The organism is Cupriavidus sp. 05L411 (genome assembly GCF_056398045.1).
Genome location: NZ_JBFTOQ010000028.1, coordinates 1 through 14,948, shown reverse-complemented (window position 1 = coordinate 14,948; position 14,948 = coordinate 1). Strand labels below are relative to the sequence as shown.

13 protein-coding genes and 2 pseudogenes are annotated in these 14,948 nt (G+C 63.0%); 8 read left to right on the top strand and 7 right to left on the bottom strand.

Going from position 1 to position 14,948, the window contains the following annotated elements; translation table 11 throughout:
* Positions 1-2: 2 nt before the first annotated feature.
* From AC1DQR_RS27370 to AC1DQR_RS27350, 5 genes are all read left to right on the top strand, one after another.
* Positions 3-1,565, top strand: a complete 1,563-nt coding sequence (locus AC1DQR_RS27370; protein WP_477134092.1) for a sulfatase-like hydrolase/transferase — start codon at positions 3-5, stop codon at positions 1,563-1,565.
* 61 nt (positions 1,566-1,626) lie between these two features.
* Complete coding sequence (locus AC1DQR_RS27365; RefSeq protein WP_477134153.1) at positions 1,627-2,394, top strand: SDR family NAD(P)-dependent oxidoreductase; 768 nt, start codon at positions 1,627-1,629, stop codon at positions 2,392-2,394.
* The gene (locus AC1DQR_RS27360; protein WP_477134091.1) at positions 2,391-3,269 is read left to right on the top strand and encodes an SMP-30/gluconolactonase/LRE family protein; all 879 of its coding nucleotides are present in this window, start codon (positions 2,391-2,393) and stop codon (positions 3,267-3,269) included. Before AC1DQR_RS27365 ends, AC1DQR_RS27360 begins: the two co-directional genes overlap by 4 nt.
* Before the next feature lie 141 nt (positions 3,270-3,410).
* The gene (locus tag AC1DQR_RS27355; protein ID WP_477134090.1) at positions 3,411-4,931 is read left to right on the top strand and encodes a sulfatase; all 1,521 of its coding nucleotides are present in this window, start codon (positions 3,411-3,413) and stop codon (positions 4,929-4,931) included.
* Between the two features lie 418 nt (positions 4,932-5,349).
* Complete coding sequence (locus AC1DQR_RS27350; protein WP_477134157.1) at positions 5,350-5,541, top strand: hypothetical protein; 192 nt, start codon at positions 5,350-5,352, stop codon at positions 5,539-5,541.
* 224 nt (positions 5,542-5,765) lie between these two features.
* Here the strand turns inward: AC1DQR_RS27350 and AC1DQR_RS27345 are convergent, their stop codons facing one another.
* The 7 genes and pseudogenes from AC1DQR_RS27345 to AC1DQR_RS27315 form a co-directional block, all read right to left on the bottom strand.
* Positions 5,766-6,284, bottom strand: coding sequence for an NADH-quinone oxidoreductase subunit B family protein (locus AC1DQR_RS27345; RefSeq protein WP_477134089.1), 519 nt, complete (start codon positions 6,282-6,284; stop codon positions 5,766-5,768).
* The gene (locus AC1DQR_RS27340; protein WP_477134088.1) at positions 6,284-7,828 is read right to left on the bottom strand and encodes a hydrogenase large subunit; all 1,545 of its coding nucleotides are present in this window, start codon (positions 7,826-7,828) and stop codon (positions 6,284-6,286) included. The genes AC1DQR_RS27345 and AC1DQR_RS27340 overlap by 1 nt, the downstream gene beginning before the upstream one ends.
* Before the next feature lie 4 nt (positions 7,829-7,832).
* Complete coding sequence (locus AC1DQR_RS27335; protein WP_477134087.1) at positions 7,833-9,287, bottom strand: hydrogenase 4 subunit F; 1,455 nt, start codon at positions 9,285-9,287, stop codon at positions 7,833-7,835.
* A gap of 1 nt (position 9,288) precedes the next feature.
* Entirely contained in the window at positions 9,289-9,948 is a 660-nt protein-coding gene (locus AC1DQR_RS27330; RefSeq protein WP_477134086.1) for a formate hydrogenlyase, read from the bottom strand.
* A 1-nt stretch (position 9,949) separates the two neighbouring features.
* Positions 9,950-10,897, bottom strand: coding sequence for a respiratory chain complex I subunit 1 family protein (locus AC1DQR_RS27325; protein WP_477134085.1), 948 nt, complete (start codon positions 10,895-10,897; stop codon positions 9,950-9,952).
* Positions 10,898-10,904: 7 nt separating this feature from the next.
* On the bottom strand, positions 10,905-12,929 hold the full coding sequence (gene hyfB / locus AC1DQR_RS27320; protein WP_477134084.1) for a hydrogenase 4 subunit B: 2,025 nt from the start codon (positions 12,927-12,929) through the stop codon (positions 10,905-10,907).
* 132 nt (positions 12,930-13,061) lie between these two features.
* Positions 13,062-13,211, bottom strand: a pseudogene (locus AC1DQR_RS27315) (ribbon-helix-helix protein, CopG family); the annotation flags it as partial.
* 395 nt (positions 13,212-13,606) lie between these two features.
* Between AC1DQR_RS27315 and AC1DQR_RS27310 the strand changes: the two are divergent.
* The 3 genes and pseudogenes from AC1DQR_RS27310 to AC1DQR_RS27300 form a co-directional block, all read left to right on the top strand.
* Positions 13,607-14,044, top strand: a complete 438-nt coding sequence (locus AC1DQR_RS27310; protein ID WP_477134083.1) for a universal stress protein — start codon at positions 13,607-13,609, stop codon at positions 14,042-14,044.
* A 152-nt stretch (positions 14,045-14,196) separates the two neighbouring features.
* Positions 14,197-14,619 (top strand): ACT domain-containing protein, encoded by a 423-nt coding sequence (locus AC1DQR_RS27305; RefSeq protein WP_477134152.1) that lies wholly within the window; start codon positions 14,197-14,199, stop codon positions 14,617-14,619.
* Positions 14,620-14,780: 161 nt separating this feature from the next.
* A pseudogene (locus tag AC1DQR_RS27300) lies at positions 14,781-14,948 on the top strand (IS5/IS1182 family transposase); the annotation flags it as partial.

The window sequence follows — 14,948 nt, the reverse complement described above, 5'->3', positions numbered from 1 at the left end:
CGATGCGTCCGCGCAGGATGCTACTGGCAGCCCTGGCACTCGCCGTGCCGTTGTCCCAAGTGCAGGCGGCACCCGATACCGGCCGGCACACTAACCCACACAGCCGCCCCAACATCATCCTGCTGATCGCGGACGACCTTGGTTGGGGAGATCTCGGCAGCTACGGCCATCCGGCGTTCAGCACGCCCAACCTGGACCGAATGGCGGCGGAAGGCCAGCGCTGGACCAACTTCTACGTCAGTTCGCCGGTCTGTTCGCCCAGCCGCGGCGCCATGCTGACGGGGCGGGTAGAGACCCGTTCCGGCCTGTATGGCGCCCTCAACAGCGTACAGGTCGAAGACGATTCCTATGGCTTTCCCGATCGCGAGGTGACCGTCGCCAGCCTGCTGCACGATGCCGGCTACGCCACCGCCCTGTTCGGCAAATGGCACCTGGGCGATGCCCCGCGCGCCTACCCGACGCGGCACGGTTTCGATTCCTGGTGGGGCATGCCGATGTCGAACGATGCGTACTTCGCCGGGATTCCCGGCGGCGTTAGTATCAAGGAACTACGCCAGCGCTTCGCGAAGGGCGAGTCGCCAAAGGAGCTGTTCGCCTTGTACTACCGGCAGGCGGTCGCAGCCTTCCGCAATCCGAAGAACGCGTACTGGAACTCGCCGCTGATCGCTAGCGAACGGGTGGAGACCAACGGCCGGGTGGACTACCGTGATCAGGTGGTCGAGCGTCCGGTGGACCAGCCCAGCTTCAACAAGCGGCTGACCGACAAGGTGGTTGACTTCATCGGCAGCAAGCGCGATCAACCCTACCTGGCCTGGGTGGGCTACGAGAAACCCCACCTGCCCCATATGCCGGCACCCGAGTTCGTAGGCAGCAGCAAGGGCGGCCCGGTGGGAGACGCCATCGCGGAACTCGACTACAGCGTGGGGCGGGTACTGGATGCCGTGCGGCGCAGCCCCGATGCCAGCAATACGCTGGTCGTGTTCGTCAGCGACAACGGTCCCTGGATCCTTTATGAAGAGCTCGTGGGATCAGCCGGCATGTTGCGCGACGGCAAGGGATCGACTTACGAAGGCGGCGCGCGTGTTCCGGCGCTGTTTTGGTGGCCGGGCACCATCCGTCCTGCGGTGGTGGACGGCATCGGTGCGACCTACGATTTCCTGCCCACCTTCGCTGCGCTGGCCAAGGCCAGGCTGCCCGACACGGTCGTTGACGGCAGCGACCTGAGCAAGACGCTGCACGGGCAGGCGCCGAGCCCGCGCCAGGTGCTTCCCTACTTTTACCGCGGCCGCCTGCAGGCCTGGCGCGAGGGCGAGTGGAAGGTGAACTTCTACGACGTCAGCGGCCGCAATCCGGAGGGCGGCCTGCAAGCCAGGATGGCCAAGCCAACGCTGTACAACCTGGGCCGGGACCCGGGAGAGAAGTTCGACAAGGCCTCGAGCGAACCTGCGACCCTGCAGCGCCTGCAGCAGCATGCCGAGGCATTCGAGCGCTCGATCGTGAAATCGGCGCCGGAGTTCGACCGGGTCACCATCGAGCGGGGCATGGCGCGACCGGGCGCGGACTGAGGCCTTGGCGGCTCGAGCCGATGAGCCTCTTCGCCGATTCATGGAAGTACCGGAGATTCAGATGTCTTATGCGATTTATCCCAGCTTGAAAGAAGAATCCGTCGTCATCACGGGCGGCGGCAGCGGCATCGGCGCGGAAATGGTGGACGCCTTCGCGCGGCAGGGGGCACACCTCCATTTCATCGATGTGTGCGAGGAGGACGCAAGGCAGCTGCAGGACACGCTGGCCGCCGAGGGGCTGCATACTGTCTTTCACCTATGCGACCTGCGGGATGTGGGTGCGACGACCGCTGTGTTCGAACGGATCACTGATGCCTGCGGTCCGATCGGCGTGCTGGTCAACAATGCGGGCAGGGACGACCGTCACCAGATCAATGCCGTCACGCCTGCCTATTGGGAGGACTGCCTGGCGGTCAATCTGCGCCATCAGTTCTTCTGCGCGCAGTTGGCAGCCGCCGGCATGCGTACGGCCAGGAAAGGCGTCATCCTCAATATGGGCTCGGCCTCATGGCACGTTGCGGTGCCCGATCTCTCCATCTACATGACGGCCAAAGCCGGCATCGAGGGGCTGACACGCGGGCTGGCGCGGGACCTTGGCCGCGACGGCATCCGCGTGAACTGCATCGTCCCGGGCGCCGTGCGCACGCCGCGACAGACCCGGCTCTGGCAGACATTAGAGAGCGAAGCGCGGCTGCTGCAGAGCCAATGCCTCCCCGCGCGGATCGAGCCGCGGCATGTGGCAAGCATGGCGCTGTTCCTGGCGTCGGACGACGGGGCGCGCTGCTCCGGACGTGAGTATTTTGTCGATGCGGGGTACTTTGGCGTATGAGAAACGGCCACCCCATCTGCCTGTGGCAACTCGGCGCCGAGCTTGGCGAGGGACCGGTTTGGCATCAACGCTCGAACTCAGTCTACTTCGTCGACATCAAGGGCAGGAAGATCCATCGTTATTCCACCGCGACGGGAGAGAAGCACTCCTGGCCGGTCGACGGCCAGCCCGGCTTTGTCGTTCCGCTTGCCGACGAGCATTTCCTTTGCGGCATGCAGGACGCGCTCTATCTCTTCGATCCGGCGGACGGTGCCTGCCGCCGACTGAAGGAGATGGAGCCCGGCCTGCCGGGCAACCGGATTAACGATGGCTTCGTCGATCCAGCCGGCCGCCTCTGGTTCGGCACGATGGATGACAGTGAAGCCTCACCGACCGGTTCGCTCTACCGAGTCGACGACGATGGCCAGCCAAGGCGCTGCGACAGCGGCTATGTCATCACCAACGGCCCCGCCATGAGCCCGGACGCACGAACGCTTTATCACGCCGACACCGTCAAGCGCCTCGTCTACTCCTTCGACGTAGGGCAGGACGGATCGTTGTCACGCAGGCGCGTATTTGCACGGCTCTCCGGCAAGGGTTATCCGGACGGGATGGTGGTCGACGCCGATGGCCATCTCTGGATCGCCGTCTTCGGCGGGGCGAGGATCGAGCGATGGTCACCAGGCGGCTCGCTGGTCGATGTCGTTCGCTTCCAGTGCGACAACATCACCAAGCTGGCTTTCGGCGGCGACGACCTCAGGACCGTCTACGTCACGACTGCCCGCAAAGGACTCTCCCTCAGGGAGCGCGAGCAGCAGCCGCTTGCCGGCGGGCTGTTCTCGTTCCGGGCGCCGGTGAGCGGCCTGCCGCAGACGGCATGCAAAGCATGGATCTGACAAGATGCGCGACAAAGGACGCAGGCGAGCTTGCCCTCGATCCGGTATTGCGGGCGCCCGGTTCGATCGACCGGGCAGGGACAGCAAGGACTTGTGGCAGATGCCCGCCTGCACCGCAACAACAAGTGGAGACAACTCTCGATGCGACTGATCTACATTGACATTGACACGCTGCGGCCCGATCACCTCGGGTGCTATGGGTACCATCGCAAGACAAGCCCTAACATCGACAAGCTCGCTGGCAAGAGCGTGCTGTTTCGCAATGTCCATGCTTCGGACACGCCTTGCCTGCCAAGCCGAACAGCGTTGCTTACCGGCCGCTTCGGCATCCACAACGGTGTCGTCAATCATGGCGGTGAAGACGCCGATCCGGTGATCGGCGGCCCCGACCGGAAATTCTGGTCGCAGCTCCATTTCGACAGTTTCCCGTTCCGCCTTCAGCAGGCTGGACTGAAGACCGTGAGTGTCAGTTCATTCGCGCACCGACACTCGGCGTTTCACTGGTATGCCGGTTTCGACGAATCCTACAACGTCGGCAAGTTCGGGCGGGAAACGGCGGATGAGGTCTTTGCCCTCGCGTCGGACTGGCTGGCGCGGCACGGGAAGGAGGACAACTGGTTCCTGCACGTGCATATGTGGGATCCGCATACGCCATACCGAGCGGCTCCGGAGTATGGAGAGCCCTTCGCCAACGATCCCTTGCCAGCATGGCTGACGGAAGCGGTACGCGCGGGCCACTGGCAGGGGTGCGGCCCTCACAGCGCACAGGAGAGCACGGGCTTCGCTCCAAACGAGGCCGCCCGCGCCTGGTATCCACGCCAGCCTCAGAGCATCCCGGACATGGCGGCGGTTCGTGCGATGTTCGACGGCTACGATACAGGGGTGCTGGTAGCCGATGAGTATGTGGGAAGGCTGCTCGCGCAACTCACGGAACTCGGTGTCGACGACGAGACTGCGGTTCTCCTGTCATCCGATCATGGCGAGACCCTTGGCGAGCTGAATATCTACGGTGATCACCAGACGGCGGATCAGTTCACCACGAACGTCCCGTTGCTTCTTAAATGGCCAGGCATCGAGGCCGGGCGCGAGTATCACGCTTTCCACTACCAGGTCGATATCACGGCGACCATCCTTGAATTGCTTGGCCAGGGGGTTCCAGAATCCTGGGACGGAATTTCGTTCGCGCAGAGCCTAGCGGCCGGGGTGGATGAAGGGCGTGACCACCTCGTCGTTTCGCAAGGTGCATGGACCTGCCAGCGTGGCGTTCGCTTCGGGAACTGGATGATGATCTACACCCTGCATGATGGATACCACTTGTTCGACGACGTCCTGCTGTTCGACCTGGGCACGGATCCGCACGAGCAGCACAATCTCGCCAGCCACCGGCCCGATATCGTAGAAATGGGGATGGGCCTGCTCAAAGCCTGGGAGGCGGAAATGCTGCCCGCGGCGGCGCGCGGAAGAGATCCGCTCGTCAATGTCGTGAAGGAAGGTGGGCCCTACCACGTTCGCGGGAAGCTGCGGGCCTACCTAGATCGCCTGAGAGAAACGGGAAGGGAGGCCAAGGCCGAGGCGCTCGCTCTAAAGTACGCAAAGGATTTAGAGCGGCCTGTGGAGCCGGGCAAGCCGCCTTTTCCTGTTCGTAACCTCCGCCTTGTCTGAGTCTTGGCGAGGTCGACAAGTATTTGAATCGTCATGGCGTGATGGTTTACCTTCAGCGCGGCAATCGGCATTCCGCTGGTTGCCGCCGTATCCTCAGGGATGTGAACTCGGCGGGGAACTCGCTCGCCTTGGCGCCGTGCACCTTCTGCTCGCTGCCATCGCTGGAAAGCGGCGTCGTCGCTGCGCCCGCCGAAGTCGGGGTCGCGCACACCAGTCAGGATGGCATGCGCGCGCTGGCTATCCTTGGCCTGAGCGCATCGCGCATGGGACAGGAAGCTCGCCTCCGAGGCCTCGCTGAGTTCGGCCAGCAGAGGCGCGGGCCTTCGAGCGCAGTCGCGCCAGGTCTTGCTGCCATCGTCGGGGCGCTTCTGAAAACCGAAACTGCTTTGAGCTTGCGCCCAACGGGGACACCCTTGTAGTGCAGTACTTCCCGAAGCGCGCCCATCCTGCGCAGGCTGGGCGCGGAAAGCGCCACGCCGAGGTGCTCAAGGCGCTGTCGCCCCACCGGCGCGAGCACATCACCCGGCTGGGCGATTACCTGCTAGACGTGCAGCGGCGCGTGCTGCCGCTGGAGCCAGCGATTGATTTTTCCTTCAAATCAGCCGCTTAGCGGAGATGCGGCGGATTTTTTCGAATCCCGGCCGACCCTCAATGCCGTGCTTGAATATTTAGCAGATCAGATCCCGTGCCGGTCAGTGTGCATCTTTGCGTCTAGAAGGGAGAATTATCGACAGAAGCTGTGGATAATTAAGTGCTGCAGGCGACCACAACGACAAGGATTCGGGGCACGTCACCTCCCTTATCGTCATCCTCCAGGATTATCGTTTAGATGGCTTAGCTTTTTCGCCGCTGCACGGCGGTTAGTATCCCCCGCAGGATCTCGATGGGGGGAGGCGGGCAGCCAGCCACAGCGACGTCGACGGGGATGACGTTGGCGACGCGACCGCAACTCGCATAGCTCTCGCCGAAGATGCCGCCCGTACAGCCGCAGTCGCCCACCGCGACCACGAGCTTTGGGTCTGGCGTCGCGTCATAGGTACGTCGCAAAGCCTCTTCCATGTGACGCGAGACCGGTCCGGTCACCAGCAACATGTCTGCATGCCGCGGACTGGCAACAAATTTGATACCAAGCCCCTCAATGTTGTAGTAGGGGTTGTTGAGCGCGTGGATTTCCAGTTCACAGCCGTTGCACGAGCCCGCATCGACCTCCCTGATCGTGAGTGCCTGACCGAGAATATCGAGGATGTCCTGGTGGATACGTTGCATCGCGGCGCCGCCACCGGCATCGACGGCACGGGGCGGCGGCTCGGTCACGATGCCAGTGCGGACGATTTGTCTGAGGATGCGCCACATCAGAGGTCGTGTCCCGAATAGCTGAGGTTGAAGGACTTGTTGATCAGCGGAAAGTCTGGAACGATGTTGCCAATGACGGCGTGCTCAAGCACCGGCCAGTTCTGCCAGGAGGGATCATGGCAGTGGCAACGCAGGATTCTGCCGTCAGCGCCGATTTCGAGCGCCACAAGGACTTCGCCGCGCCAGCCCTCCACCCAGCCTGCTCCGACGGAGCTCGCGTCCTGCGCACGGATACCTGCATGGGTCGCGCCGCCCGGTAACTCCGAGCAGATGGCGCGAATAAGCCGCAGCGATTCAATGGTCTCGTCAAAGCGCATCGCCACGCGTGCGGCGACATCGCCATCGCGGTGCGTGGCCATCGCGACGTTTAACCGGTCATAGGGCGGCCACGCGTGGTCGCAGCGCAAGTCCGCCGCTTGCGCGCTGGCGCGCCCGGCGAGCCCCGCGAGGCCAAGCCGGGCGGCAAGTTGTGGTGTTACCCGTCCTGTGGCGCGAAAGCGGTCTTGCAGACCAGCATGCTCGTCGTAGACGCGCCGCAGCGTGAGAACCTCAAGTTCGATGCCGTCGCACTGCTCGCGTAGCCGATTCATCATGGGCGGCGCCGGATCGGTCGCTACCCCCCCGGGCACCACCGCATCCATCATGAAGCGGTGTCCGAAGGCTTCCCCGGACAGCCGCTGCCAATCCTCGCGCAGCCGCGAGAACTGAGCCAGTCCAAAGGCCAGTCCGGCATCGTTGCCCAACGCACCGAGGTCGCCCAAGTGGTTGGCCACGCGCTCGCGCTCCAGCATCAGGGCGCGCAGCGAGGCCGCCCTTGCCGGTATTTCGCTCCCCGACGCCGATTCCAACGCCATACAGTAGGCCCAGGCATAAGCCACCGTCGAGTCGCCCGAAATGCGGCCCGCGAGCCGGTAAGCCTCAGTCGGCGCCACCTCGGTGAAGCGGCGCTCGATGCCCTTGTGCGTATAGCCAAGGTGGGCTTCGAGGCGCAGCACCTTTTCGCCGACGACGGAGAAGCGGAAGTGGCCGGGTTCGATGATGCCGGCATGCACCGGGCCGACGGCTATCTCATGCACCCCATCGCCGTCGACGCGTACGAAGGCGTAGTCCGCGGGCAGCCTGCCCGCAGCGGCCAGCGGTTGCGTCCCATGTTGCAGGGGGAATGACCTGGGGGCCCATAGGCCATGGTCGAGCCACGGGCGCTGGTCGTGGCTGCCTTGCACCCGGATGCCCGAGAGGTCGGCCATGGCGCGCTGCATCCGCCCGGCACACGGGAAGATGCCGGCCAGATCCGGAACCCCTTGAGGGCCGCAGAGCCGCAGTTCGAGCCAGATCAGTCCTTCCGGTACGGCATACGCGGCGCATGTCGCCAACGTCCCACCCACAGCGCTGCGATCGGCGCCCCACACGGAAATCAGTCGTCCGCCCGTGTCCGCGACCGTGCGCGCTGCTGCGCTCCATGCATCGGGACCGGCGAGCCCGTGCCATACCGGCAGCGGCGCGGGGAGGCGATGCAGGTTGAGTCCGAGTTCAGGCAGGGCCATGCGCTCAACTCCCCAGCATGGCGGCCGCCTGGCGGTACCACGCATCCAGATATGGCGGGATATAGAGACCCAGCATCAAACCGAATGCGAGGTGCAAGAACACCGGGATCAGCGCCGGTGTGTGCGCCAGGGGCTTCAGGGTGGTCTCGCCGAAGACCATCGGCTGCACGCGACTGAACACGGACGCAAAGGCCAGGCCGAGCGCGACCAGCAGGAAGGGCGTGGCCCAAGGTTGCTCACGCATCGCGGTGGTGACGATCAGGAACTCGCTGGCGAAAACGCCGAAGGGCGGCATGCCCAGGATGGCCAGTACGCCTAGCATCAGGCCCCAGCCGACCGTGGGGCTGACCCGGATCAGGCCGCGGATCTCGTCCATGACCTGTGTGCCCGCTTTCTGCGCCGCATGGCCGACGGCGAAGAAGATCGCGGACTTGACCAGCGAATGCACCGTCATGTGCAGAAGTCCGGCGAAGCTGGCGATCGGCCCTCCCATGCCGAAAGCGAAGGTCATCATGCCCATATGTTCGATGGACGAGTAGGCGAACATGCGCTTGACGTCCCGCTGGCGGATGAGGAGGAAGACCGCCGCCACGACGGAAACCAGGCCGAAGCCCATCATCAGGTGGCCGGTGAGATGGTTGTTCAGCGCGCCGTCCGTCAACACCTTGCAGCGCAGGATGGCATAGAGGGCCACATTGAGCAGCAAGCCGGACAGCACTGCAGACACCGGGGTCGGCCCCTCCGCATGCGCGTCCGGCAGCCAGTTGTGCACCGGCACCAGTCCGACTTTGGTGCCATAGCCGATGAACAGGAAGGCGAAGGCCAGGGTGATGATATTCGGGTCCAGCCGGCCCTTGACCGCATCGAGGTTGGTCCACAGCAGCGCGCCGCCCTCGGGGCCAATGACCTGTTCGGCCGTCATGTAGAGCAGCACCGTGCCGAAGAGCGCTTGGGCGATACCCACGCCACACAAGATGAAGTACTTCCAGGCAGCCTCGAGGCTGGCTGCGGTCCGATAGACGCTGACCAGCAGTACCGTGGTCAGCGTGGCGGCCTCCATTGCCACCCACACGATGCCCATGTTGTTGGTCGTCAACGCCAGTAGCATCGTAAATGTGAATAGCTGGTACATGCTGTGGTACAGGCGCAGCCGCTGCGGCGTCATCTTGCCGTGGTCGCGCTCCACGCGCATGTAAGGGCGGGAGAAGATCGACGTGGTCAGGCCCACGAACGCGGTCAGGGTGACGAGAAACACGTTCAGGGCATCGATGTAGAACGCACGGTCCCACACGAGCGTGGGACCGTCGTCGAAGATCCGTCGGGTGAGCAAGCAGGCCGCGACGAAGGTGCCCAGACTGAACGCGACATTGACGTCGCGCGCATGATCGCGATGACCGACCAGCGCCAGCACCAGCCCGCCGGCGAGCGGGGTTGCAAGCAGGAAGGCTAGCGCTATCAACTCAGTCCTCCTTCAGCTTCTCGAGGTGGCGAATGTCCAGACTGTCGAATTGTTCGCGTATCTGGAACATAAAGACACCCAGGATCAGCACGCCAATCAGCACGTCCAGGGCGATGCCAAGCTCGACCACCATTGGCATGCCGTAAGTCGCTGAGGTTGCGGCGAAGAACAAGCCGTTCTCCATTGCCAGGAAGCCGATGACCTGCGGTACTGCCTTCGAGCGGGTAATCATCATCAAGAACGACAGCAGTACGCAGGCCAGTGCGATGCCGAGCGTGCCGCTGGCCAGCTTTACCGACAGCCGCGAGATCGGCATGGCCAGGTTGAACGCGAAAATCACCACCAGAATGCCAATCATCATGATGGTCGGGATGTTGATTAGCGTCTCTACGTCCCAGCGGATATCAAGCCGGTCGATGACGCGGTGCAGGAGATAGGGGATCAGCAGCACCTTGAGCAGGAAGGTCACGCCGGCGGACAGGTACAGGTCCGGCTGCCGGGTCACGTAGCCGACCACGGCCGTCGCCAGCGCCAGGGTGGCGCCCTGCAGCGTGAACAGGTGGATCAGCGATAGGACGCGGCGCTGCGAGATCATCCCGAAGGCGAGGATGAGCAGCACCGCACCAAGCAGGTTGACGAACTGGGTCAGCAAGGCGCTCATGTCAGCGGGCAAGCAGCAAATGCACCAGCGTGCCAATCACCGCCAGCAAGAAGGCGGTGGCCAGGAACTCGGGGACGCGGAAGATGCGCATCTTGGCGCTCACGGTCTCGAGCGTGGCAAGCAGGATGCCGCCCACGGTCAGTTCGAGCAGCAGCGCCGGCAGCGCCAGCAGCATGGACATCGGCGCCTGGGCCTCTGCAATGCCCCAGGGGAGGAACAACGCCAGTCCGATACAGGAGTAGGCGAACAATTTCAGGCTTGAAGCCCATTCGATGAGTGCCAGGTGGCGGCCCGAATACTCCAGGAGGAGTGCTTCATGGATCATCGTCAGCTCCAGATGCGTGGCGGGGTTGTCAACTGGCACGCGGGCGTTCTCTGCCAGCGACACCATGGTGAAGGCAACGCCGGAAAAGGCCAACCCGGGGTAGATTGCCAGTTCGCGATGGGCGAGTGTCTCGACAATGGTGGTGAGCGATGTCGACTTGGAGACTAGCGAGGCCGAGAACAGCACCATCAGCAATGCGGGTTCGGCAAGAAACCCGATCAGCATCTCGCGCCGCGCCCCCAGGGTGCCGAAGGCCGTGCCGATGTCCATCGCGGCCAGCGAAATGAAAACCCGCGCCAACGCGAACAGGCCGACCAGCGCGATCGCATCGGCCGCGGGCGCCAGCGGGAGGTCGGTCGAGAGCGTCGGGATGATCGCGCACGCCAGGGCCATACAGCCGAACACCACATAGGGTGTGGCACGGAACAGCGGCGATGCGTTGTCGGCCACCACCGACTCCTTGTTGAACAGTTTGTGCAACGTGCGATATGGCTGCCAGAGGCTGGGCGCGGATTTGTTTTGCAGCCAGGCACGCCATTGATTGACCCAGCCCGTCAGTAGCGGCGCCAGGGCGATCGAAATCACGATTTCGAGCGACTGCGACAGCAAGCCGGAGACCGTCATGGAAGCCTCATCGCATCACCGCCAGCAGCGTGGCAATCAGGGTCAGGAAGCTATACAGCAGATACACCGAGATGCGCCCCTGCTGCATCAGGCCGGCCAGTCGCGCCAGGTATGAAGCCAATTCGACAGTGGGTAGGTACAGCCAGCGCCAGAAGCGGTCCTCGATGGTCACGCGGTAGCGCGGCTGTTCGTCGAATGGCGTCGGCAGTTCGCGCTGCATCAGGAAGAAGGGTTCGAAGATCTGACGGATCGGCTGGCCGAAACCTTCGGCGGTATCCTGCATGCGCGCAGTGCCCCAGGGAAACCCGCAGGCCCATGGTGGGCTGCGGCGCAGCCGGCCATGGTACAGCCAGCGGACCAGCAGGTAGGCGAGCGCAAAGCTAGCCAGGATGCCGAGGAGGAAGATCACCGGCCCGTAACTGGCCCTACCCAGGCTGGTCGGCACCAGCAGCCAGCTGCTGGTAGCCGCTCGAGCGCCCAGGCCGGCGGCAACCAGTTGCTTCGTTACCGGGTCGATCAGCTGGATGAACTGCGTCGGCAGCAGACCAAGTGCCAGACAGCCGAGGGCCAGCCATACCATGCCTGCGCGCTCCCAGGGACCGGCGTCATGCGCATGGGCGAGTTTGTGCTCGCGTGGCTGGCCGAGGAAGATCACGCCGAAGAACTTGACCATCGTGTAGCCGGCCAGGGCCGCCACCAGTGCGATCAGCGCAGCGACCACCGGGATCAGCATCGTCAGCAGCGGAACCGGCAGGCCTGGCGTGAACAGGAAGCTCTGCAGCAGCAGCCACTCCGACACGAAACCGCCGAGCGGAGGCAGCCCGGCGCTAGCCAGCACGCCCAGTAGCGTGAGCCAGCTAACCCAAGGCATATACCGAATCAGCCCGCCCAGCTTGCCGAGACTTCGCTCGGCGGTGGCATGCAGTACGCTGCCTGTGCCGAGGAAGAGCAGGCTCTTGAAGAAGGCATGGCTTGCGACGTGATAGAGCGTCGCGGTCAGGGCCAGTGCCGCCATTGGCCTCATGCCGTAGGCCGAAAAGACCAGCGTCAGGCCCATGGCGACGAAAAGCAGGCCCATGTTCTCGATCGACGAGTAAGCCAGCAGTCGCTTCATATCGGTTTGCACCGCAGCAAAGACGACGCCGAAAAGGGCGGTGGCCAGACCAACGGCCAGAAGCAGTGCGCCCCACCACCACAGACGCAGGCTCAGCAGGTCGAAGGACACGCGCAACAGCCCGTAGATGGCTGTATTGAGCATGACGCCGCTCATCATTGCCGAGACCGGCGAGGGCGCGGCCGGATGCGCCTCCGGCAGCCAGACATGCAAAGGCAGGACGCCGGCCTTGGCGCCGAAGCCGAACACGGCAAGCAGGAAGCCGACCGAGGCCCAGAAGGGCGTCAGCGCCTGGTCACGCATGTTCGTGAAGGTGTAGTCACCGGTGTTGGCCTGCAGCACACCGAAGCAGAGCAGAATCGCGATCGCGCCGATATGCGCCATCGTGATATAGAGGTAGCCGGCGCTGCGCACCTCCGGAATGCGGTGGTTTGCGGTCACCAGGAAGAACGACGACAACGCCATGGTCTCCCACATCACCATGAACGAGTAGGCATCGTCGGCCAGGATGACACCGGCCATGCTAGCCAGGAACAAGTGATACTCCAGGCACAGCAAGCCCGGCGGTGTGCCCTCGCCCTTGCGGAAATATCCGGCTGCGAATGTAGAGATGCCCGCCGCCGTGCCACCGATCACCATTAGGAAATAGGCGGAGAGGCTATCGAGCCGGATGTGGAAGGGCAGCGCTGGCAGTCCAATGGCCAGTACGGCGACCTCGGGCGTGCCAAGCAGCGCGGCAAGTGCCAGGCCAAAAAGTGCCAGTCCAAGCAATCCACCGAGCGGGAATAGAACGCGAGACACCAGGGTCAGCCGCTGCAACGCGAGAACGCCCGCGACCCCGACGAGCAGCCAAGCCCCCACAACAACAAGCATCCAGTCGATATGGAGCCAGTGTGAGACAGGGGGCACGTTGCTCATGGCCTAGGCCTTGCGACGTGTGGCGCGCCGTTTAGTGGGAGGAGGAGCTTCGGGTTGCGCCGGCGCCTGCACTCGCGGCGATGCCCCCTCGTCAGCAGGCTCGGCATTGTCCACGTTCAACCCGCTGGGCACGTACTGGACCCCATGCTGAGCGAGGTATTCGCGGATGAGCTGACGCACCACCTGCGATGCCGTCAGATCCTGTTGTGCGCAAAGGAGCTCGAAGGCGGCCTTCTTGTTTGGATCGATGAGCAGCGTTAGTCGAGCAGTCTTGATCTCCATGGAGCCTCAACATGCCAATACGATGGTCAGATGCAACACATCATACATGAACGGCGTGCGGCCCAAAAGTGCTTGGCGCTGCCGCCGCTCACCACCGATGAAGCGGCGACAAAGGTCGCTATTTGCCTGCGACGACCTAGCATATAGGATGAAGATTGCATATGCTAAAAACATAATGCAATGTGGCAGTCGTGTAATTAGTATGTGACTGCGATTAACATAAAGCAAGCCAAACTGATCTTGCACCAAGGTGCCCTTTAGCTGGTCTTTTTGAGCCTTACTCACGTGGCATTTCGCGAGAACCCTCGCCTGCCGGAGGGGGACAAGGTGTGGGCGAAAAGAACGGTGATCGACGTTATCGATGGTCTCGAACCMTGGCAGACAAGGAGAAAGATATGTTCATGCACCTTCTGCTTGCGGTGGATGGCTCCTCTCTATCCAATGCTGCCTCTCATAGGGCTCTCGCCCTTGCGCAGCAAATGAACGCCCGGGTCACAGCACTTCGGGTTGGCCCGCACTACCATGTTCTTACCTATCACACTGAAATGCTGACGGACACTCGAGAGCGCTTCATCAAGGAATCCTGGGAGGAGGCCACGAAACATCTCCAAGGTGTGGCGCGCGACGCCGCCGCCGCAGGGGTGCCCTGCGATACGACATACTTGGTTAACGATCACCCGTACGAAGCCATCATCAAGACGGCCGAGGATAAGGGATGTGACCTCATCGTGATGGCGTCGCATGGGCGGCGCGGCGTGCAGGGACTCGTGATTGGCAGTGAAACGCACAAGGTCCTGACTCACAGCAAGATCCCAGTGCTGGTGTATCGCTAGACGCCATGGCATCAAAGCGCGTGAGGCATTGGCGACAATGGGCTGGCAATGCCATGGACGTCCATTCGTTTGGAAGCAAGCGGCGACAGGACTACGAACTGGTCGAGGGAATGACCATCTCCGCCGGCCGTATGGAGGACGCAGAGGCGACCATGGAACTGCTTGTGGAACAGGTGGAGGTTTGGGTGGCAGGGATTCCGGATAAGCCTGGTGGACTGGCCAGGGCCTTGGCCCCCTTACGCGATGCGGGAGCCGACCTGCAACTCATCATCGCGCGGCGCAATCCGGACAAGCCTGGCGAGGGCGTTGTCTTTGTCACCCCACTACAGGGCGATCGAGAAATTGTGGCGGCCGCTCTGGTGGGCTTCAACATGACACAAACGCTGCACTGCGTTCGTGTGATGGGGATCAACCAGCCGGGCATCGCAGTGGCGCTGACGGAGAAGTTTGCCGAAGCGGGTATGAATCTTCGCGGATTCTCTGCTTCGGTAATCGGTACGCAGTTTGTTGCCTATGTGGCAGTCGACTCGCAGGCGGAAGCAAATCAGGCAATTGACCTTCTCCGGGCCGCTTGAGATTGTGCGGTCAAGCATCAAGGAACGCGGTAGTGGCGCGATGGAGGGGCGTTGTTGCATAAATCCGGSTGTGCTAGCTGACGTTTACGCGCAACAGCCAGGGTGGCACGTCTGTTAACTTTCCGGGGACTTGCGTAGATTCTCGACTTTTTCCCGAGAAGATGCGCAAGGACGAACACRAGCGAAGCGAGCCGAAAGGTGTCTATCGTGTCAGGAACTGGGCGAGCTACAACGCTGGCTTGATTGCGAGAGGCGACGTGACGATGTGGATTGACGAAAGCGTACTGGGCACGGCGCCCGAGGGCACATCGCCCAGGCGGGGGCGGCCG

Excerpts from the sequence above, each read along its gene's own strand:
- AC1DQR_RS27370 (WP_477134092.1), top strand. The coding sequence starts at position 3 with ATGCGTCCGCGCAGGATGCTACTGGCAGCCCTGGCACTCGCCGTGCCG.
- AC1DQR_RS27365 (WP_477134153.1), top strand. The coding sequence starts at position 1,627 with ATGTCTTATGCGATTTATCCCAGCTTGAAAGAAGAATCCGTCGTCATC.
- AC1DQR_RS27360 (WP_477134091.1), top strand. The coding sequence starts at position 2,391 with ATGAGAAACGGCCACCCCATCTGCCTGTGGCAACTCGGCGCCGAGCTT.
- AC1DQR_RS27355 (WP_477134090.1), top strand. The coding sequence starts at position 3,411 with ATGCGACTGATCTACATTGACATTGACACGCTGCGGCCCGATCACCTC.
- AC1DQR_RS27345 (WP_477134089.1), bottom strand. The coding sequence starts at position 6,284 with ATGTGGCGCATCCTCAGACAAATCGTCCGCACTGGCATCGTGACCGAG.
- AC1DQR_RS27340 (WP_477134088.1), bottom strand. The coding sequence starts at position 7,828 with ATGGCCCTGCCTGAACTCGGACTCAACCTGCATCGCCTCCCCGCGCCG.
- AC1DQR_RS27330 (WP_477134086.1), bottom strand. The coding sequence starts at position 9,948 with ATGAGCGCCTTGCTGACCCAGTTCGTCAACCTGCTTGGTGCGGTGCTG.
- AC1DQR_RS27325 (WP_477134085.1), bottom strand. The coding sequence starts at position 10,897 with ATGACGGTCTCCGGCTTGCTGTCGCAGTCGCTCGAAATCGTGATTTCG.
- hyfB (WP_477134084.1), bottom strand. The coding sequence starts at position 12,929 with ATGAGCAACGTGCCCCCTGTCTCACACTGGCTCCATATCGACTGGATG.
- AC1DQR_RS27310 (WP_477134083.1), top strand. The coding sequence starts at position 13,607 with ATGTTCATGCACCTTCTGCTTGCGGTGGATGGCTCCTCTCTATCCAAT.
- AC1DQR_RS27305 (WP_477134152.1), top strand. The coding sequence starts at position 14,197 with ATGGAACTGCTTGTGGAACAGGTGGAGGTTTGGGTGGCAGGGATTCCG.